The 20,698-nt window shown below is 64.6% G+C and carries 14 protein-coding genes; 9 read left to right on the top strand and 5 right to left on the bottom strand.

All coding sequences use genetic code 11. The features are described from left to right. Nucleotides 1–12 precede the first annotated feature (12 nt). The 4 genes from LZC95_12135 to LZC95_12120 form a co-directional block, all read right to left on the bottom strand. The gene (locus LZC95_12135) at nucleotides 13–1,623 is read right to left on the bottom strand and encodes a serine/threonine protein kinase (GenBank protein WXA97580.1); all 1,611 of its coding nucleotides are present in this window, start codon (nucleotides 1,621–1,623) and stop codon (nucleotides 13–15) included. Nucleotides 1,624–1,780: 157 nt separating this feature from the next. Further along, nucleotides 1,781–2,902 carry a hypothetical protein gene (locus LZC95_12130; GenBank protein WXA97579.1) on the bottom strand — a complete coding sequence of 374 codons (1,122 nt, stop codon included), beginning with the start codon at nucleotides 2,900–2,902 and terminating at the stop codon, nucleotides 1,781–1,783. Beyond that, a complete protein-coding gene (locus LZC95_12125) occupies nucleotides 2,899–4,092 on the bottom strand; it encodes a hypothetical protein (GenBank protein ID WXA97578.1) in 1,194 nt (397 codons plus the stop codon). Before LZC95_12125 ends, LZC95_12130 begins: the two co-directional genes overlap by 4 nt. A 100-nt stretch (nucleotides 4,093–4,192) precedes the next feature. Then, nucleotides 4,193–4,942 (bottom strand): glutamine amidotransferase, encoded by a 750-nt coding sequence (locus LZC95_12120; protein ID WXA97577.1) that lies wholly within the window; start codon nucleotides 4,940–4,942, stop codon nucleotides 4,193–4,195. A 136-nt stretch (nucleotides 4,943–5,078) separates the two neighbouring features. On the opposite strand from LZC95_12120, the gene LZC95_12115 reads away from it, so the two are divergent. From LZC95_12115 to LZC95_12090, 6 genes are all read left to right on the top strand, one after another. Next, the gene (locus LZC95_12115) at nucleotides 5,079–6,497 is read left to right on the top strand and encodes a B12-binding domain-containing radical SAM protein (protein WXA97576.1); all 1,419 of its coding nucleotides are present in this window, start codon (nucleotides 5,079–5,081) and stop codon (nucleotides 6,495–6,497) included. Nucleotides 6,498–6,536: 39 nt separating this feature from the next. Next, on the top strand, nucleotides 6,537–8,081 hold the full coding sequence (locus tag LZC95_12110; protein ID WXA97575.1) for an HAD-IG family 5'-nucleotidase: 1,545 nt from the start codon (nucleotides 6,537–6,539) through the stop codon (nucleotides 8,079–8,081). Nucleotides 8,082–8,083: 2 nt separating this feature from the next. Next, nucleotides 8,084–9,454: a serine/threonine protein kinase gene (locus tag LZC95_12105; GenBank protein WXA97574.1), complete on the top strand. Its 1,371-nt coding sequence runs from the start codon at nucleotides 8,084–8,086 to the stop codon at nucleotides 9,452–9,454. Next, the gene (locus LZC95_12100; GenBank protein ID WXA97573.1) at nucleotides 9,444–10,403 is read left to right on the top strand and encodes a hypothetical protein; all 960 of its coding nucleotides are present in this window, start codon (nucleotides 9,444–9,446) and stop codon (nucleotides 10,401–10,403) included. The genes LZC95_12105 and LZC95_12100 overlap by 11 nt, the downstream gene beginning before the upstream one ends. Then, nucleotides 10,378–11,238 (top strand): formylglycine-generating enzyme family protein, encoded by an 861-nt coding sequence (locus LZC95_12095; GenBank protein WXA97572.1) that lies wholly within the window; start codon nucleotides 10,378–10,380, stop codon nucleotides 11,236–11,238. Before LZC95_12100 ends, LZC95_12095 begins: the two co-directional genes overlap by 26 nt. Before the next feature lie 110 nt (nucleotides 11,239–11,348). After that, nucleotides 11,349–12,794, top strand: a complete 1,446-nt coding sequence (locus tag LZC95_12090) for a sigma 54-interacting transcriptional regulator (protein ID WXA97571.1) — start codon at nucleotides 11,349–11,351, stop codon at nucleotides 12,792–12,794. Here the strand turns inward: LZC95_12090 and LZC95_12085 are convergent. After that, a complete protein-coding gene (locus LZC95_12085) occupies nucleotides 12,700–15,579 on the bottom strand; it encodes a protein kinase (GenBank protein WXA97570.1) in 2,880 nt (959 codons plus the stop codon). The genes LZC95_12090 and LZC95_12085 overlap by 95 nt on opposite strands. A 492-nt stretch (nucleotides 15,580–16,071) precedes the next feature. On the opposite strand from LZC95_12085, the gene LZC95_12080 reads away from it, so the two are divergent. From LZC95_12080 to LZC95_12070, 3 genes are all read left to right on the top strand, one after another. Beyond that, nucleotides 16,072–17,430: a lysine N(6)-hydroxylase/L-ornithine N(5)-oxygenase family protein gene (locus LZC95_12080; protein WXA97569.1), complete on the top strand. Its 1,359-nt coding sequence runs from the start codon at nucleotides 16,072–16,074 to the stop codon at nucleotides 17,428–17,430. Nucleotides 17,431–17,441: 11 nt separating this feature from the next. Beyond that, the gene (locus tag LZC95_12075; GenBank protein WXA97568.1) at nucleotides 17,442–19,430 is read left to right on the top strand and encodes a class I tRNA ligase family protein; all 1,989 of its coding nucleotides are present in this window, start codon (nucleotides 17,442–17,444) and stop codon (nucleotides 19,428–19,430) included. A 252-nt stretch (nucleotides 19,431–19,682) separates the two neighbouring features. Continuing rightward, nucleotides 19,683–20,693 (top strand): hypothetical protein, encoded by a 1,011-nt coding sequence (locus LZC95_12070; protein ID WXA97567.1) that lies wholly within the window; start codon nucleotides 19,683–19,685, stop codon nucleotides 20,691–20,693. The last annotated feature ends 5 nt before the right edge of the window (nucleotides 20,694–20,698 follow it).

Below are 20,698 nucleotides of genomic sequence, written 5' to 3'. Positions count from 1 at the left end.
AATCGGCTACCGCTACTTGGAGCCAAAGCACTGCGGCTTGGGACGTTTGATGCCCGACGAGTCGATGATGAACGGGTTCTCGCAATCGACCGATGCGGAAGACGCCCCACCCGTATGCGGTCGGTGCTTTCGCGAGGTGCTCGTTGGCGCAGTGGCGGTATCCGTCGGAACCGCCGTCGCCGATGCGGCCTCACTCGGTGCGGATGCCGACGCCGCTGGCGCAGTCGGTACGGGCGCCGGCGCTGCCGCCGTTTCCGTGGCCACCGCGGGAGGCGGTGCCGCTGCCGAAGGCACGGGCGCGATCGGCTCGTTGCCTTTCGCCGGCTTCCAGAGCTGCACCATCGTGTAAATCCCCGCGAGCCCCACCAACGTCACCAGCGCCAGCGCGCCCAGCGCCTTCCACCACGGAACGATGGACTCCTGAAAGGGCTGCAAAAACGCCGGCACACGCGGCCCAGGGCCGTGCACGTTCGACTGGAACGAGGACGACGACGCCGACAGGCTGCTCGCCGAAGCCGCAATGGAGCGCGAGTGGCTCCCGGAGTGGAACGACGGATCCTGCTCGCGCGGACGCGGCGTCGCGGTCACCGCACTGGCCATCTCCGTGGCCGCATTGGAAAAAACCGGCACCTCCGACGGCTGCGACGTCTCGCTCTCGATGCGCTCGACCAGCGACCGATTCGCGCGCAGCGTATTGCCCACGAGAAACTCGATCCACTCGCCGACCTCGCGGGCCGAAGCGGGCCGGCACACCTGCTCCAATGCCACCGCAAACTCGTGCGCCGATGCGTAGCGGCGATCGGCCTCGCGCGCGAGACCGCGCATCACCACGGCATCGAGCTCCGGCGTCAGCTCGGGCACCCGCGAACTCGGCGGCGGTACTTCCTTGTTCACCACCGCATTGACGATTTCGGCCAGGTTGTCGCCGTCGAAAAGCCGCTCGCCGGTCAGCGTTTCCCAGAGCACGATGGCCGCGGCAAACACGTCGGTGCGGCGGTCCACGTCGGAGCGTCCGAGCTGCTCCGGGGACATGTACGCGAACTTGCCCTTCACCGAGCCGTCCTTCGTCTCGTGGACGCGGCCCGCGGCCTTGGCCACGCCGAAGTCGAGCACGCGCGGTACTCCGTCGCTTCCCACGATGATGTTCTGCGGCGAAATATCGCGGTGCACGATGTTGAGCGGCGTGCCCCGCTCGCTCGTCGCCTCGTGTGCGGCGTGCAACCCATCCAGCGCGCCGACCAAGATGGCCGAGGCCACCGTGGGCGGAAGCTTCATCCCCTGCGTGCTCGCCGCGCGGATGATGCGGGCCAAGCTCTCGCCCTGGATGTACTCCATGACGATGAGCAGCTCGTTCTCGTCCGAAACGACATCGAGCGTGTGCACGACGTTCGGGTGACGAATGCGCGACACGAGCCGCGCCTCGTCGAGGAACATCGCCACGAAATCCGGGTTGCGGGCCAAGTGCGGATGGAGCCGCTTGATCGCGACCGTGCGCGAGAAACCGGCCGATCCCATGAGACGCCCCAGATGCACCGAGGCCATCCCGCCGCTCGCGATCTCTGCGAAGACGGTGTAGCGGCCCAGCCGCTGGGGTCCTCGTTGCGGGAAGGGATTTTGCGTCATCCTGGAACAGTGAGGAAATTAGCAGAAATCGGTCGACGACGAAGGTATCTCAGCAGATGAACCGAGCCCAGCGTATTTGGAGATACGCGTGCAAGGCTGCTTTAACCCTCTACGTAAGTCGCGCCGGCGCCATTTGTCGGCTCACACGGACGGGGCGCTAGTATGCCGTCGCTGCAATCTGCGACCGTGCGGCCGGCAGGGGCGCGCTCGACTGGGCATCCCAGGGCCCGAGCGTCCCGTCGGGCCGAATCGGCGCCCAGAATACGGAGGTCGCGCGTTCCGACGTGCCGAGCCCGCCAAGAACGTAAAGCTTCTCATGTGCGATGAAGCAGCCGGCCCCCGCGCGGGCCGCGGGCAATTTGTTCATGGCCTGCCACGGACCAAGCTGGCCGTTGGCCTCATCGATGCGGGACATCAGCACCACGTCGGTCGGTGATCCGACGGGCCGCCCGCCGATCACGTAGATCGTCCCCTCGCCCGTGCACACGGTGAAGTTCTCGATCCTGTGCGGCTGCCCCGTCGCCGGATTCTGCATGGCCGTGGTCTCGGTGAACGGGGAAAGTTTGTCCGTGAGCACCGAGAACTCCACCGAGGCCGACTTCGTATCCTGGGGAGAATCACCGCCCATCACGTAGACGAAGTTCTTGTACGCGACCACCGTCGGATGACCGCGCTTTTTGACGGTCTTCAGCCCCACGTCGGCACGCGGAGAGAACGTCTTCTGCGCCTCGTCGAAAGCCGAGAACCAGACGTCGTCGAGGTAACTAAGGGTCGTCTGACTGTCGAAGCCTCCAACCGACAAGACGCCCTGGGGCAAGAAGAGCAGGCCCGAGTCGCCGTTCTGCGACAGGTCGGCGAACGTCACGTTCCATGAAGAACCGAGCGACTCGTTTGCAAGCGGGATCAGCCCAATTCCGACGTGGAATTGCACGTCGTCCGCGGCTTTCCTGGATCGAACGCCGGGAACGTAGAGGTTCCCGTTCAGGAGCAACGTCGCCCGCGAATTCTGAAGCACGGGGGCCGAGGGCACCGCCGTCCATCCCACGATGCTGCCATCCGCACGAAGCCGTGCCGTCCACGCGTCACCCGTCGGTATGTCGCCCAACTCGCCCGAGAGGGCATCGCGCTGACCTGCGACGACGAGTACGTGCGACGGCGCCGCAGCGATCTGCGGGGTGAGGTACTCGCTCGAGTAGTCGCCCGGCGACGAGGTCAGCGAGCAATGCACGCTGAATGCTGCGATGCACGCGAACGAAAGCGCGAAAGACCATTGCCTCATGGGAGCACCACTGCCGCGAGACCGCCGCGCGGGGCGGGAAGTTTTCCTACCGGGCGCCATGTCCCCAGCGTTCCGTCGGCCGCCACGTCCAGCGCGTAGATACCATCCGTCGGGTTCTGATCGGCGACAGCGCCGGCATCGTTCAGCGTTTGAGCGATGCCGCCGAAGTAATAGAGCCTGTTGCCGTGAAACGCGACGGCGCCCAGCGCGAGCGCGGCAGGCATGGCAGGCCCCTCGACCCACGGACCAAGCGTTCCATCGGCTTCGTTGATCGGCGCGGCGAAGACTTTCGCGGTCACGCGATCCCCGGACGTGAGGCCGCCCACCACGAACAGCTTTCCCGCCGCCGAAATCACCTCGGGAATCCCCATGGCAACGGGGAGTTTCGTCGCCGCAGTGAACGCCCCCGGTTTGCCATCGGCTCCGAGCCGCGTGACATCGACGACATCGCTGAGGGCTCCGCCTTCGACGCGCCCGCCGATGACGTAGAGAAAATCCTTGTGAACGAAGGACCGCGCACCGGATCGTGCGCCGGACAGCGCGCCCTCCAGAGGCGCCCATGCCGCTTTCCGGCCGTCCAAATCGACGCTTGCCGCGAGCACCTTCGCGCTCAACACGGTCGTCGGCCCGCCATCCTCGAGCGTCGCCGGCTCGACACCGCCCGAGGCCACGAGCATGGTCGGCCGCACGAGCGACACGCTGGATTGGGATGGCACCGCCGAAGCATCCATCTCCACCATCGACCAATCGCGGGTGATGGCGCCCGAGCCCGTGTCGATCGGGGCGAAGGCGAGCCGCGGCGGCGTCGGCTGCCCGCGAAAACGCCCTCGAACGAAGGCCGTGATGAGCAGTCTTCCGTTGTCGATCGTGGCCTGCGAATAGTCCGACGTCTCGATGGGCGGCGCGCGGTCGTACAGGAATTGGCCCACGGTTCCATCGGACTCGATGATCCCCGCCATCGTTTCCTCGATGGACCAGTCCAGATCGGCGGTGCCGACGGCTTTCCGCTGCCCCGCGAGCAAGAGCACCCTCGCCCCACCCGCAGGCACCGGCGGTCGCGGGGCGGCGGCATCCGAGGTGCCACCTTGCGCGTAATCACCGGGCGATACCGTGAGCGAACACGCGGCCAGGACCGAAAGAACCAACGACGCTGCCGCGACGACCCCTCGTGTAACCGTAACGCGATGCATGGACCCGTTGCTCCATAGCACCCCATCCAATTGGCAGTCGAGCGCACTCGCGGTTGCCTCCGCGCGAGCGCAACCTCGGAATTTGCGCGACTTCTGCCAGTCAGCTCGCGCGAAGCACGAAGTTTCGCACGAAATTCCGCAGGGTTTGCCCGTTCTCCGGCGCAGGATGGATCGCGCCGAGAATGGCCTCCGGATCGAGCCCCTCGCCTTTGATAATGTCGTAGCGGGCCTCGACGTAGCCGCGGATGATCGCGTCGCTCATCTCCGGGTGATGCTGCACACCGCGGATGTGCGGCCCGACGGAGAACACTGTGTTCGGCTCCAGCGCCGTCGATGCGTGAACGACGGCACCGGGCGGCAAGCGCACGACGGAGTCGGAGTGCGTCGTCTGCACGTCGAAGCTGCGGGGCTGTCCCGCGAGAAGCGGATCGTCCTTGCTTACCTCGAGGCGCACCGTCCCGATTTCGCGCCCGTTCGGATTCTTCGCCACCTCGCCGCCCAACGCCTGCCCAATGAGCTGATGCCCGAAGCAAATGCCCAGAAGTGGCACCTCGGCGTCGGCGATGCGACGAATGTAGTCTTCGGTTTGCAACATCCAGGGTGCCCGCTCCGTCACACTGGACGCGGATCCGGTGATGATGAAGGCACCCTTCACCTGCCGGGGATCAGGCAGCTGGACATCGCTCACCTGACTCACCTGACTCACCTGGGAGGTGCGAACGTCGATGCACTCCCAGTCGTACGGCCAGGAATCGCCCGCCGTGCCCTTGATGAAGTCGAAGAACTGCTGTCCGGTTCTTTCCGCAACGGAAGGGATGGCGTCGCCGGTCCGCAAAACGATGATTCTCATTTATCCGCCTGGTCTCACCTAGTAGGCCTCGTTTAGAGTCTGTCTACCTTTCCGGTCCAGTGCAAATTCCACCGGCGCACCCTCGCCGGGGCCACCGATTCACAGGCCCACTTTTCGCTACGAGCACACGCCGTCCATGCCACGCCTTTACTTGGTTTCACCTTCGCATCATCTGGCCGATGGAAGACTCGTCAAAACCACGCGCTATTGGACGAGCGGTCTCACCATGCCGACGCTCAAGGCGTTGGCCCCTCGTGATTGGAAGGTCGACATCGTCGACGAGCTCATGGCCGACGTCGACCTGGATCACCCGGCCGATGTGGTCGCCATCGGCGCCATGGGACCGCAGATCTCCCGGGCGTACGACCTGGCCGATGCATTCCGCGCCCGCGGGAAAAAGGTCGTTCTCGGCGGGCCCTGGGTATCCCTAGCCCCGCACGAGCGCTCGCTTGCACACGCCGACGCCATCGTCGTGGGCGAGGCCGAAACCGTGTTCGCCCGTGCGCTGGAGGATCTCGCGGCGGGCCGCAGTGCTGGCGTGTACCGGGCGGGCGAGTTCGTTCGCATGGGGAAAACGCTTTCGCGCCCGAAAAACGACGACCGCACCATCGCGGAGACGTCGCATCCCGACATCTATCAGAACATCGACTACCGCGATCTGCAGCTCATTCGCTGGGACAAGTGGAAGACGAGCCCCTTTTACCGGCTCTATTTTCACTGGCCGCTGGTCTTCAGCCGCGGCTGCCCGCACCCCTGCAACTACTGCGCGGTGCAGGCCTTCTACAAGCGGAGCTACCGCACCCGGAACATCGATGCGGTCATCGAGAACGTGCGGCAGATCAAGGCGTTCGGCGGGCGCAACCTGCTCTTTCTCGACGACAACCCCATCGCCGACGTCGACGCCGCCAAGGAGCTGTTCGCCCGGCTCATTCCCGAGAAAATCAAGTGGACGAGCCAGTGCACCATCGAGATTGCCCGCGATCCGGAGCTGCTCGATCTGGCGGCGCGCTCGGGGTGCGTGGCGCTCTCCATCGGCCTCGAGTCGAACGAGGAGCCGGTGCTCGACTCGCTGAAGAAGCGCTTCAATCGGGCCCCGCGTTACGCGGAGGACCTGGCAGCGCTGCGGGCCAAGGGCATCCAGGTCATCGCTTTGATGATGTTCGGCATGGATGGGCAGACCGACGGGGTGTTCGACGAGACCTTGAAATTCCTGGTGGACCACAAAGTCTCACTGGTGAAATTCTTCACACCGGCGCCTTACCCCGGGACGGCGTATCATGAGGAGATGCGCCAGGCTGGCCGCATTTTGAACGAGGATTGGGGCCGTTACGACTACGGCTCCCTTCTCGTTCAGCCGACCGGGATGGACGCCCGGACCTTGCGTAGCGGCTTCGACCGAACGTACAAGCATTTCTATGGGTTGCCGGCCATTGCCAAGCGGATGCTCGCGCTTCCGCGCCGAAACCGTCGCGAACACGCGGCTTACCTCGTCGCCAACCTGAAAACGTGGCACTTTTTGAAGAAGAACCCCTCTGCCTGGGGGACGATTTCGTAATCCCCCGAAAGCGAACCTGTTGACTCCTCGAGTGAAAGCGTGACCGAAGCGCGGCCTTTGACAGCCATTCCGACGACCCCGGCGACGGAGCAGCTGGTTCTCCCGCTCGAAGACTTTCTCTCGCGACCCTCGACCCCGGGCATCGTCCGCTCGCGCCGCGTCTTTGCAAACCGCGACATGCGGATGAGCGGCATCACTTGGGTCGGGTTCGACATGGACTACACCCTGGCGATCTACGACCAGCCGCAGATGGACCGGCTCTCCATCGATGCCACCGTCGACAAGCTCGTGCGGCGCGGCTACCCGCACTTCATCGTCGACATCCCGCAAGAGGTCGACTTTGCCGTGCGCGGTCTGCTCATCGACAAGCGGTTCGGTCACATCCTCAAGATGGACCGCTACAAGCACGTCTCGAAGGGCTACCACGGCTTCCGCCAGCTCACGAAAGACGAGCTGCGCGCGCTCTACCACGCGAAAAAGCTCCGCCCGGCCACGCCGCGCTACCACTGGATCGACACGCTGTATGCCCTGAGCGAGGCTTCGCTCTACGCGGCGCTGGTCGATGCGCTGGAAAAGCGCGGGCAGGCGGTGGATTACGCGAAGCTCTTCACCGACATCCGCGAGTGCATCGACGAAGCGCACCGCGATGGCACCATTCTCGATGCCGTGGTCAGCGATCTGCCGCGCTACGTGAACCGCGATCCGGATCTCGCGCTGACCTTGCACAAGCTGCGAAGTGCGGGAAAGAAGCTCTTTCTGCTGACCAACTCGCGCTGGCCGTACACCGAGAAGATGATGACGTACCTGCTCGGTGGCGCGATGGTCGAGTACCCGTCGTGGCGCAACTACTTCGACATCGTGGTGGTCGCGGCGACGAAGCCGGCGTTCTTCCAAGAGCGGCGTCCGCTGCTCGAGCGCATCATCACGGAGCGCGAAGAGAAGGTGCGTCCGGCCACGTTCCCGCTGGAGCGCGGCAAGGTCTACGAAGGCGGCAACCTGCACGACTTCGAGCGGGCGCTCGGGGTGAGCGGCGATCAGGTGCTGTACGTGGGCGATCACATCTACGGCGACATCCTGCGCTCCAAAAAGGAGAGCGTGTGGCGCACGGCGATGATCATCCAGGAGCTCGAGACCGAGGTGCATGCGCACCAAGCCTGCGCGGACGACTTCGAGCAAACCTTGCACCTGGAGGATACGCGCGAGCACCTCGAGGATGATTTGCGCTTCTACCAAGCGCGCTACAAAGAGCTGTCGAGGCTGATCGACGCAAAGACGGGCAACGGCACGCGGCTCACGGAGCTCGAGGCGGAGCGAGGCCGGGTGAAGCGCTCGGTCGAGCGGGTGCGGGGCCTGCTCCGCACGGTGGAGTCGGAGCTATCCGTGCTCGAGCGGCGCATCGATTCGCGGTTCCATCCCTTCTGGGGCTCGCTCCTCAAGGAAGGAACCGAGGAATCCAGCTTCGGTGCGCAGGTGGAGGAGTATGCCTGCGTGTACACCTCGCGCGTGTCGAACTTTCTCGCGTACTCGCCGCAGCAGCACTTCCGCGGTGCGCGCGACGTCATGGCCCACGAGCAAGGCGGATAGCCGTGCCGCCGCTCCTTCGGCGGGGGCAGAGGCTCGGGCGTTACGAGCTTCTCGCCCAAGTAGGCGAAGGTGGAATGGCCTCGGTTTGGCTCGCGCGCTCGCACGGCCTCCGCGGCTTCGAGAAGCTGGTCGCGCTGAAGATGATCAAGGCGCAATTGGCCGACGATGCCCTGTTCGAACGATGGTTCCTGGACGAAGCGAAGATCGCCCAGCGGATCTTCCACACCAACGTGGCCACGACGCTCGATCTGGGCGAGGAACATGGCTCGCTGTTCCTAGTGATGGAGTGGATCGATGGGGATTCGCTCGGTCGCGTGCGGCGGGCATACCACCGAGCCTCGGGCAAGCCGCTGCCGCTTCCCATCGCGCTGCGCATCGTGGCCGACATGTGCAAGGGCCTGCACGCGGCGCACGAGCTGACCGACGAACGCGGCGAAGGCCTGCACATCGTCCACCGCGACGTGTCGCCGAACAACGTGATCGTGACGTCGAACGGCGCGGTGAAGTTGATCGACTTCGGCATCGCCACCGCGCGCGATCGCAGCAGCCCCGAGACGACGCTGGGGATCGTGCGGGGCAAGATCAACTACTTGGCGCCGGAGCAGATCCACCGGCGCACGCCGCTGGATCGGCGATCCGACGTGTGGGCGGCGGGCGTATGCCTGTACGAGCTGGTCGCCGGGACGCTGCCGTTCACGGGCAAGGACTCCGAGGAGGTGATGCAGAAAATCGTCTCCGAGGGTGCGCCGCCGTCGTTCGATGGCGATCCGGACGTGGACGAAATTTTGTGCCGCTCGCTGGCGCATCATCCCGAGGACCGCTTCGCCACGGCGCTGGAAATGCAGCGCGCCATCGAGTCACTGCTCGAGGAGCACGGGGGTGGGGTCACGGAGCGGGACGTCGCAACGTTCCTCGCACGGGAGCTTCCCGGGCTCGCCGAAGAGCGGCGCGCCTTCATCGACGATGCCTTGAGCCCACCGATACCGGCCCCCGCGATCACCGGCCCCGCACTGGGTGCCGAGGTGGTGACGCAGCCAACGCGGGGGATGCGCGGCGTACTGGCGCTGGTTCTTCTCCTGATCGTGAGCGCGATGGCTGGCGTCATGATGTTCTCGCGGGAGCGCACGGCCTCCCGTTCGAGTGACGTCCACGCCGACGGAACCTCGACGTTGAACACAGAGCCCCCCGTTGCAACGGCGACCACGACGAGCGTCGTACAGGCAGACCACCCGGTTGCGACGGCGGCCGCATCGGCCCCGAGCAAAAAGTCCAACGCGAACGTTGGAACGAAAAAGCCCCCCGCGCGGGCCCCTGCTCCTCCGGCAAAGGCGGTATCCTCCTCCTCTCCGAAGGAGAGGGACCTTGGCTTTTAGGTGGATGGCCGCATGTGCAATCGCAGGCGGGGTGCTGGTGTGCACCCCCGACGCACAGGCACAATCGGCGATGGAGCGCGAGACCGCGCGGCAGTTGATGCACGAAGGCTATGCGCTGCAGGCCAAAGGCCAACACGCGGCGGCGCTCGAGGATTTCCGACGCGCCCACGCGATCATGAACGTGCCGACCACCGGGATCGAGGTGGGGCGGGAGCTTGCGGCCCTGGGCAAGGTGGTCGAGGCGCGCGATGTCCTCTGGCGCGTGGCACGCATGAAAGATGCACCCGAGGATCCGGCCGTGTACCGCACGGCGAAAGAGGAGGCACGCAAGCTGACGGAGTCCCTCGCGCAGCGGTTGGCGTCGTTGCGCATCGTGCCGAAAGGCAGCGGCTACCGAATTTCCGTCGATGGCACGGAGCTCTCGGAGGCGGTCATCGGGGTGTCGACCAAGGTGGATCCCGGCGAGCACGTGATCATCGTGCAGCGGGATGGGCGCCGGGCCGAGGTGCGGGTGAGCGTCGGTGAAGGCGAGGTGCGGGATGTCCCGGTCGAGATCGAGGGAGCGCCGGCGGCGCCGCCCTCCCCAGCTCCAGCTACGCCGGTGCCGGACGTGAAGGAGTCGCGATCGACCGGACCCAGTGCGTGGTTCTGGGCAGGGGTCGTCGGGACCGGGGCGGCGGTGGTGGTGGGCGGCGTAACGGGCGGCCTTGCGCTCGCGCGCAAGTCGGACGCATCGCAGCACTGCCAGGGGGATCGATGCTTGCCCGCTGCGCAGGATGCGCTGGATAGCTCGCGGACGTTTGCCAGCATCTCGACGGCGGCGTTCATCACGGGCGGCGTCCTGGCACTGGCCACGGGGGTGCTGTTCTTCATCGAGAAAGGCGACAAGAAAACGAGCGCGCAGCCGTTCGTCGCAAAAGATCATGCGGGCATCGTCGGCACTTTTTAGGACACTCGCGGGCTGCCTGCTGATCGGGGCCGGTGCGTGCGGCACGCTCATTGGGCTGGACGATGTCACCATCGTCGACTGCCTCGCATGCGACGGAGGCCCGCTCGATGCCGGCGTGCAAGACACCAGCGTGTCCGATGGGCCGGGTGGATGTCCCGCGGGGCGTGGCCCCATCATGGCCCGCGTCGGCGGCTACTGCATCGACACCACCGAGGTCACCAACGCGCAGTACGCCCCTTTTCTCAACGCCGTGTTGGCCGACCCAGCTATCGCCGTGCAGCCCCGCGACACGTGCGGCTGGAACACGGATTTCAACGTGTACACGGCCGGCTACCCGGATCCTCGCCACGGTGATGGAAACGATCCCGTGCGCGGTGTCGACTGGTGCGACGCCTACGCCTTCTGCAAGTGGGCGGGCAAGCGACTCTGCGGGTCGCTCGACGGTGGCGCCTCGGGCTATCGCGATTTTGCCTCCCCCCAGAACGAGTGGTATCTCGCATGCTCCTCGAATCGGAAGTACACGTACACGTTCGGTTCCACGTTCGACAGCCGCGCGTGCAACGGCGATGGCACACCAACGGGCGAGGTAGCCCACGTCACGGCATTTCCGCGTTGCCATTCGCCGGACACGCCATTTTCCTCTCTCTACGATATGACCGGAAATGTGTTAGAGTGGGAAAATTCTTGTGCAAGTAGCGCAACCGATTCAAAGTGCTTGACACGTGGCGGCTGGTTTAGATCACCCGAGGCCGCCTCGCTCGCATGCGACAAGAACGGTGAACGTGCCCGTGACGCCGGCAACGAGGGCGTCGGAATCCGCTGTTGTTCTCCTTAAGTCTACCGAGGGAGCTGACCTTGCGAATCACGATCTTCGCTTCTATCGACATCCCACGAGAGTTTCGATTCGGGGCGTAACTTCCAGCAGTAGAGTTACAATGAAAACACATGTCATCGTTTGACGAGACTCTGTCCAAGCGCCCGGGGGAGCTGAATGCCTATTGGCTGAAACCCGTCGCCGCTTACCTCGTTCTGGCGCTGCAATGTGACCGGCCGTTGGAGAGCGCCTCGCGGTACCGGCTCGAAGAGCTGGATGAAGTGCTCATCGGTCGAGGCGCAGCGCTGTCGACCTCGCGGGAAGCCGTCGAAGGGCGACGCGTTCTTGCCGTACGTGTTCCGGATGGGCGCATTTCGCGCGAGCATGCCCGCCTCGTCCGCGCGGGGGACCGCTGGGTGCTCGAGGATTCGAACTCGAAGAACGGCGTCATCGTCAACGGCTCGGTCACGCAGCGCGCGTGGCTCAGCGATGGAGATCTCTTCGAAATCGGGCACACCTTCTTCCTGTATCGGGAGGAAGCTTTCACCGGCGACGACGAGAATCGCCCGCAGCCGGACGATGCTGTGCCCAGCGTGCCCGTGCCCGCGATGCTGCCGGAGGGCTTGCAAACACTGGTCCCCACGTTCGAGCGGGAGCTGGCCAAGCTCGCCAAGGTTGCCCGCACGCCGGTACCGGTATTGCTCGAGGGCGAGACCGGCACCGGCAAAGAGCTCATCGCGCGCGGCTACCACTATTTGTCCGGGCGCGCGGGACCGCTCATCGCGGTCAACTGCGGCGCGTTGCCGAAGACGCTGCTCGAGGCGGAGCTGTTCGGGCACAAACGCGGCGCCTTCTCGGGCGCAAGCGAGGATCGCTCGGGCCACGTTCGCAGTGCGCACGGCGGCACCTTGCTCCTCGACGAGATCGCCGAGCTCCCCTTCCCCTCGCAGGCTGCGTTCTTGCGCGTCCTTCAGGAGCGCGAGGTCGTGCCGGTGGGCACCACGCGCCCGGTGTCCGTGGATTTTCGCCTGGTCTCGGCGACCCACGGCGATCTCGCGGCATTGGCGAACCAAGGCGTCTTTCGCGAGGACTTGTACGCTCGCCTCGCGGGCTTCAAGCTGCGCGTGCCACCGCTGCGTTCACGCCGCGAAGATCTCGGGCTGGTCATTCCGGCCATTCTCCGGCGCGCGCTCTTGGACGGCACCGAGCCGCGTCACCTGCGCCTCTCGCCGGACGTGGTACGCGCCTTCTTTGCCTACAAGTGGCCGCACAACATCCGCGAGCTCGAGCGATGCCTCACCACGGCGGCGGCGCTCGCACACGATCGCATCGATCCCGAGCACCTGCCGCAGGCCATTCGCTCGGAGCTCGTGATCTCCACGGAGCTCGACGAGGCAGAGTCGGCCCCCGTGGTCGATCGGCCGCCCAAGGACGAAAAGCACGAGGAGCTCGTCGCCCTCTTGCGCGAGCACCGCGGCAACATCAGCCGCGTGGCGGAGGCACTGGCCACGTCGCGTGCGCAGGTGCATCGCTTGATGGACCGCTACGGGATCGAGCCAGAGAAGTTCCGGCAGTAGCCTCCGCTTTTCGGGCCCAAAGAAGGTATCCGCGCGCCTTGGCCTCCGCCGCGAGGCCGTGCAGGCGCGCGCGCCCGTCGGCGGTTCGTCCCGACTTCATCTCGATCTCACCGGCTGCGAGACGCGCGTCGAGCTCCATCGTGTAGTACTCGAATGCGTGCGCGACGCCGATGAGCGAGTTCAGCGTGGCGAGCGCTTGCTCCGCCCTTTCCGGCCGCTCCGCAACGAGAAGCAATGCCTCGACGATGTGCTGCTCCCATCGAATCTCGACCGAGAGCGCAGACGTGCGCACGTCGTTCGATCGATCGAAGGCCGCACGCGCGGAGGCGATGTCGCCGATGGCCAACAGAGAGCGCGCCTGGAGAAGTTCGGCCCACGCAAGCTCGGCAACTTGCAGGCGGGGTAACCGCGCGCGCAACTCGGTGGCGACACGCAAGGCCTCGTGCGGGTGCCCCTCGTCGAGGAGCCATCGCACGTGCGCCACCTCGAGAAGGTTCAATGTCCAAACCGCACTGCGTCGCGCCATCGCGAGGGCCGGTGTCAGCCACGATGCGGAGTTGGTCAGCTCACCGCGATGGCGCAGGACTTCCGCCTGCAGGCACATCCCAATCGCCAGCGTCTCTTCGTCGTGCTCCTCCATGGCCAACGCCCGCGCCTCTCGGGCCGCGGCGGAAACCGCTTCGAGATCGCCGAGGTGGAGATATGCCGCCATCACGAAGACGAGGCGAGAGCGCTGAAGCGCATGATCGCCGATTTCGCGCGCGAGCCCGGTGGACTCCTGCGCAAAGGCGAGAGCATCGCGGAGCTTTCCCGCTCGCAACGAAATACGCGCGATGGAGTACGCGACATGGCCCAGCGCGCGAAGGTCGCCGAGCGCGCGATAGGCATCCAGCGCCGCGCGGTAGATTTCCGCGGCGGCATCGAGATCGCCCGCCTCCTCGCGCTCCTGACCAGCCAGGTACGATGCGGAGGCTCGGCTCGATGCATCGCCCGCACGCTCGTAAAGGGCGACGGCCTTTTGGCGGCAGTCCTCGGCCTCGCTCGTCTTTCCGAGGAGCGTCAACGCGGAGCGGGCAGCATCGTAATTGGCCGCCGCGCGCGACCATGCCTCGCGCCTCTGGGCCGTATCTGCCGCGCGCAGGGCGGCGGCCTGGGCGCGCGGCAGGTCCATCCCGCGCTTGGCCATTTCGGATTCCGCCTCGTCGATATCCAGATTGGCGGATGCGTCCGTGGATGCGCGCAACTTGGTCAAGGTGGCAAAAGCCTCCTGCGCATTTCCCGCACCTTGCAAATTGCGCGCGAGCGCGATTCCGTATTCGAGCTGCCGCGGAAAGAATTCGAACAGCGTGCGGTACACGTTCACGGCCGCATTCCATTGCCCCGCGGCCTCGCGGTAGCGCCCCTCGACGAGGAACTTCTCCTCGCGCGAAAGCGGCGCGTCGTTCGCCAGCTCGAATGCAGCTTTTCCCTCCTCGAGCGCGCGCGGACCATTGCCCAATTGGCGATACGTTTCGGCCAATTGCATGTGGCCGAGTGCGTAGTTCGGTTCGAGTCGCACGACGCGCTCGAAACAATCGCGCGCGACGAGCGGCTCGAGGTGGCGCAGTTCGAGCAAGCCCTCGGCGTACCATCGTGCGGCGTCCGCCTGGAGCGGGCGCGAGGTCGGCACGGGCACCGCCAGCGGCGGGGAGGATGGATTCTCGGGCGGCGGCAGCTGCGTACGGGCGAGGCGGCCTCCCAGAAAGGCGCAGGCCATCAGGGCCGAGATGATCGTCCACGTGCGCACGTAGTGCATGGGCGACTTCTGCCCTGCGCGCGGACGCGCCGCCTCGCCCGGCAGCGCCCGAGCCACGGCGTGAACGCTGGAAAAGCGATGCTCGGGATCGGTCGCCAGGCAATGCGAAAGGACGGCTTCCCACGCCGGCCCCAACTCGCGCACCGCGACAGGGCCCCGCGGCCGCACGCCCGTGAGCATCTCGCACATGACCACGCCGAGCGCATAAATGTCCGTCGCGGGGGTGATGCGGCCGCCCTCGAGCTGCTCGGGGGCCATGTACCCTGGTGTCCCCTCGGGGCTATCCGCCGAGCGCCTCACCTGCGCCGCATCGCGCGAGCGCGTGGCCAGCCCGAAGTCCGCCACGACGACGCGCGGCCCGAGAAAGACGTTCGCACTCTTGAAATCGCGATGCACGATGCCGACCGCGTGCGCCGCACCGAGCGCATCGATCATCTGCCGGATGTAGGGAAGCGCTTCTTCGAGCGGCAACGGCCCCGTACGAAGCAGCCGCTCCGCGAGGGTCTCGCCCTCGATCAGCTCCATCGTGATGAAGGGAATGCGCTCGGATTTCGGCTTTCCCGGCTGCATGTGGAAGCCGACGTCGAAGATGCGGCAAACGTTGGGATGCGTCACCTTGCGCGCGAGGTACATCTCGCGTTTGACCTGCTCGAACCCGCCATCGCGCAGGGCCCGCTCGCGGCGCAGCACTTTGAGCGCGATGCGCTGGCGCAGCTCGAGATCCTCCGCCTCGTACACCTCGCCCATGCCACCGCGGGCGATGGCGCGAACGATCCGATAGCGAAAGGCGATCAACTCGTCCTCGGCGAAGATGCGATGCGCGCCCGAGGGCACGCTTTCGGGCCCGTTCTTGCTCCGAACGGACACGCGCCCGCTCGAATGCAACGAGCCGACCGCCGTCAGGGTGGGATCCAACGCATTGCGCGGTTCCGACGCAGCACCATCCAGCTCTTCCGACTGGCACGCGTCGCCCTTCCCGCTCCTGCTCATACGTTCCCTCGAAACGATCGGACCCTACGGCCGAGCGTCGCGCCGGGCCTCCTCATCTTTCTAGGTATAGCGCGCCTCGGCTGACATCCCCAACGCTCCGAGCATCCGATTGCGCCAACGCATTTGTGTGGACATTGTGTGCAAAGTTGCCTAGGCAATCTTGTTGGATGTATGATAAACATCCTCGAACCTGCGAAAAAACGCGGTTTGATGATGTGTTGGTGGACGCGATTGTGTCCTCTTGCGGCCGCTAAATGCGCTCCTTACCAAGTTGGATTGGAGCGGCGGACCGATCCGCCACCCGACTGCCAGCGGTCAGGGTTACCAGCATTCGACCCGCTCCAATCCAAGCCGACGTAACGAAGTGCTCGGGGGGCCGACGTGCACCCGAGCGAGAAGGGAGCACGCGAGCGGGTTCATGCCGCGGGATCGTGCTTCCGACGATCGAACCAACGCGAAGCACGAGCAGGACAACAAGAGAAGGGTTGCTCCATGTCGCTTATTCTCGAAAAAGGCGACGTCTATGACGTCGTAGGAATCGGGCTCGGGCCAGCGAATCTCGCTTTGGCCGTCGCACTCGAAGACGAGGCGGCAAAACGTGATGGCTCCAACTTGCGGCGTCTTTTCCTGGACGCCAAACCGTCGGCCGCATGGCACCCCGGAATGCTGCTCGAAGGGTCGGTATTGCAAGTATCGGTACTGAAGGATTTGGCCACGTTACGAAATCCTTGCAGCCCGTTCACATTTCTAAATTACTTGAAAAACAAAGGCCGGCTTCTCGAGTTTTTGAATCTTCGAGACCTTTACCCCACCCGGGTCGAATTCAACGATTACCTGGTTTGGGTAGCCCAGCAACTCCACGAGCGGGTAAGCCACGGTTGCGAGGTGATGGCCATCGATCCCGTGCGGGTCGAAGGGAAAATCAAGGCGGTTCGTGTGACGTATCACGATGGAAAAACGGGCGAGGCCGCGTACCGCCTCGCGCGGAACGTGGTGTTGGCCACGGGTGGCGTTCCATCGGTCCCGGACGGAATTCAGCTTCGCCCGGGAGGGCGTGCCTTCCATTCGTCGCAAACCTTGCAACGCCTCAAAGCCGACTACCCTGACGCGAATGCTCCCTATCGATTCGTGGTGGTCGGAGGCGGCCAGAGTGGAGCGGAACTATTCCACTATTTGATGACGCGTTATCCGAACGCCGAAGTGACGGCGACGATTCGTGGACTGTCTTACAAGCCGATCGACGACAGCCACTTTTCCAATGAAATATTCCACCCGGAAATGGTCAGCTACATCTACGACCTGCCCGAATCCGTCCGCCGGCGGGTGCTGGGACACTGCAAAGACGTGAATTACGGGGTGGTGAGCGCGGACCTGATCCGTCGCGTTTACAATACGCTTTATCAAGAGAAGGTGGCCGGGCGAAACCGCGCGCGCATTCGAGGCTTTCTCGAACTGGAGCAGCTTTTGGAGACGGACGACGTGGTCATGACGCGCTTCCGCGATCTGACCACGAACGAGCTGGTCACCATGAAGGCCGACGGTGTGATCATGTGCACCGGCTACGAGTGGCGCTTGGAGCACCCTCTTCTGCGCGAGCTTTCCCCATGGATCGAGCGCGAGGAGAACGGCAACTACAAAGTAGAGCGAAATTACCGAGTGACGACGGAGCCCGCGTTCGAAGCAGGTATCTTTCTACAGGGCTTCGCCGAGGCCACGCACGGCGTCACGGAGACCGTACTCTCGCTTTTGTCGGTGCGCGCGGGGGACATCGTTCAGTCCATCCTGGACTCGCAATCGCACGCCGAGCACCTCAACTCGGCCAATTATGCCTACGGGCACACCCGCCATTGATTCAGGGAACGATGAGCATACAAAGGCTGGATTCGTCCAAGTTGCAGTCGGCGTACGGGATTCGCGTTCAATCGCTGTATCCATGGCAGGGGGTCGTCGAGCCGCCGTTCGGGGCCGCCTGGGCCGTGGTGGCCCCCGGGGAAGAAACGAAGCATCACGCCCATCAGGACGCCGAGACGTTCTTCATCGCCAAGGGGCGGGGCGTCATGCGCATCGGCGACGAGGTGTACGACGTGCAGGCGGGGGACGTGCTGTACCAGCCGCCGTTTCAATCGCATACCTTGGTCAACACGGGCGACGCGGAGGAGCTGCTCTTTCTCACGGTATGGTGGGAAGATCTCCAATTGTGGGCCCACGAAAGGCCCGCGCCGAACCATCGACCGCGCCGGACCATGGTCACCGCGGCACCGCCCACGCCCAATGGCGACTTGCACGTGGGGCACATCTCCGGGCCGTATTTGGCGGCGGATATCCACACGCGTTACCTGAGGCTGCGCGGCGTCGATGCGCGGTACATCTCGGGGAGCGATGACAATCAGAGCTACGTGAAGACCAACGCGGCGCGTCTCGGTATGGGGCCGCAAGCGTCGGCCGATTTGCTGTCATACGATATTTTGACGACGTTAACGGAGATGGGTATTCGATTGGACCAATTCGTCCGACCGAATGCCTCGCCGCACCACGGGAAACTCGCGCGGGAGCTATTCCGCACGCTCAAGGTGCACGGTCACTTGGTCGAAAAGGAAGTCGACTCGCCCTGGTGCGAAAAGTGCGATCTCTATTTGTACGAAGCGTACATCGGGGGACGCTGCCCGCATTGCCATGCCCCTTCGGGGGGCAACATCTGCGAGGAATGCGGCCGTCCCAACGACTGCGCCGATTTGCTCGAACCGCGTTGCACGCAATGCGGTAGTGCGCCGGTGCGCAGGCCGACCACGCGACTCTTTTTCCCATTGAGCCGGTGGGAGAAGCCGCTGCGGGAATTCCACCGCAAGGTGGCCATGAATCCGAGCTTGCGATCGCTTTGCGAGCAGGCCATGGCGGCGGGACTTCCCGATATTGCGGTCACCCACGTGACGGATTGGGGCATCCAGGTGCCGTTGGTCGGCTACGAGGACCAATGCATCTTCGTGTGGTGCGAAATGGCGGCACGCTATTTGGCCCATGCCCGCCATCTGTCCAGCGTGGAGGATTACTGGAAATCCGACGACGGGAACATCGTTCAGTGCTTCGGATTCGACAATGGCTTTTTCTACGCCGTCCTCCTGCCGGCGATTTACATGGCCTTCGATCCGAGCCTGCGGCTTCCGTCGGCGTACCTGATGAACGAGTTTTATCATCTGGACGGGCGCAAGTTCTCCACGAGCCGGCGTCACGCCATTTGGGCGCGCGAGCTCGCGGCCCAGGTGCCCGCGGACATGGTGCGCTTTTATCTTTCGTACACGCGGCCGGAGGTGGAATCGACGAACTTCACCCGCGAGGACTTCAAGGCGACGTGCACCCGTGAATTGCTCGGGGTGTGGCAACCTTGGCTCGAGAGCCTGGGCCGCCGCATCACCGCGGATTTCGACGGCGTCGTGCCGGCCACCGGCGATTGGACCGGCGAGCACCGTGCATTCTACAACCGACTCGGCGAGCTTCGCGACACAGCCGCGTCGGCCTACGAGGCGACTTCGTTCTCACCGCAGCGCGCCGCGCGCGTGCTGTGCGAACTCGCACGCGAGGCGCATCGCTTCGGGCAAGCCGAAACGGTGTGGCGACGCGTGGCAACGCGAAAGGAAGAACGGCGAACCGCGGCCGCCCTGGAGTTGCTCGCCGCCAAAGTTCTCGCGGAGGCCGCCGCCCCCATGCTTCCAGATTTCGCCGCGCAACTCTGGGGCCACCTCGGCTACACCGAACCGCTCTCCGAGCACCGCTGGGAGGTTCACCTCTCATGGGTGCCGCCGGGACAGAAAACGCGCGCGCTGGGCGGGGCTTCGTATTTCTCCGAAATAACGTAAACGTCGAATCGAGCGTGACAGGCCCACGAGTCTTTTGCAGTCAAGCAGCGGCAGCGGAACAATCCCGGCGAGGCCGGCGCCTTAATTCGTTTGCTGCGCAAGGATCGCCAGGCCGGTTGGCGATTCAAGATATCTGAAACACACACATCGCGCCGGTCCCGCCGGTTCGTTCTCGCTGCCGCGGTTCCAGCACAAGGAAATTCCGAACTTGAGCCGTACAATCGTCCGATGCCTTAACGACGAGGATCCATCATGCGAGTATCCATTTTGGGTGCGTGCCTCTCCGCGGCCATGGCGTGGAGCGCGGCGGGCTGCAGTGATGACAACAAGAGCGATCCCGGTCCGGCCGATTCGGGGAATCCCGGGCAGGACAGCGGATCGGGCACCGACGCGGGAAGCGACGCCGGGACCAAGTTCGGCGGCAATGCGATCCTGGTGAACTTGAGCACCAAGGTGAGCATCGGCGGTACGCCGACGCCCGTGCGCGTGTTGAAGCCCGTGGTGGGATTCAGCGCCCTGGGATCGCTCAAGCATCAATACGACGGGCGCCAGGGGCTCTTTGGATGCTACGCCGATCATTTCGGTGTGGGGCAAAACCTGGGCAGCGACTCCAATGCCGGCACCGTGACCATCACGGACTATTCGCAAGCCAACTTCCTCGACGGCACGCCGGCCCCCAAAGAGATCAATTGCACTCCCATGAACACCTCGGGGCTGTCGCTCTATCAATGCGGATATGGCCCGCTCGAGGATGGCAAGCCCGGCCTCACGGTGAATACGCCTTACCGGGGCGATGCGCAGCTCACCAAGGACAAGCAAGTCATCCACGTGAAGGTCGGCGGCGGCAGTGATATCGGCGCCATCGACACGGCGGCGGAGCTCAAAGCCGTCGATGGCGCGCAGGTCGAAGAGGATTTGGCCACCATCAAGTACGATCCCAGCAAGGATACGACACTCCACGTGAAGTCGTGCGACAGCTGCGGACTCGTCACCGCGGTGAACATCATTGCCAATCAGAACGCACCGGACAAATTCGACGAGCCTTCGGCGACGTCCGGCGCCATCGTGTGCACGTTTTTGGGCTACGACCCCATCGTCATCAAGAAAGAGGCCATTTCGGCCATGTTCGGCGGCGATGCGGCGCTCAAGTCGGTGCAGACCTCCATCGTGCGCTTCGGATACCCGCTGGCCATGGGGGATACCAAGGGAAGCTCCATCCAGTTTGCCGCCGGCGGCGGCGTCATCGGCGTAGCGCCTCGCTAGCTACT

The sequence above is a fragment of the Sorangiineae bacterium MSr12523 genome (assembly GCA_037157775.1).
Taxonomy (GTDB): domain Bacteria; phylum Myxococcota_A; class Polyangia; order Polyangiales; family Polyangiaceae; genus Pendulispora; species Pendulispora brunnea.
This window is presented reverse-complemented; position numbering and strand designations above follow the sequence as displayed.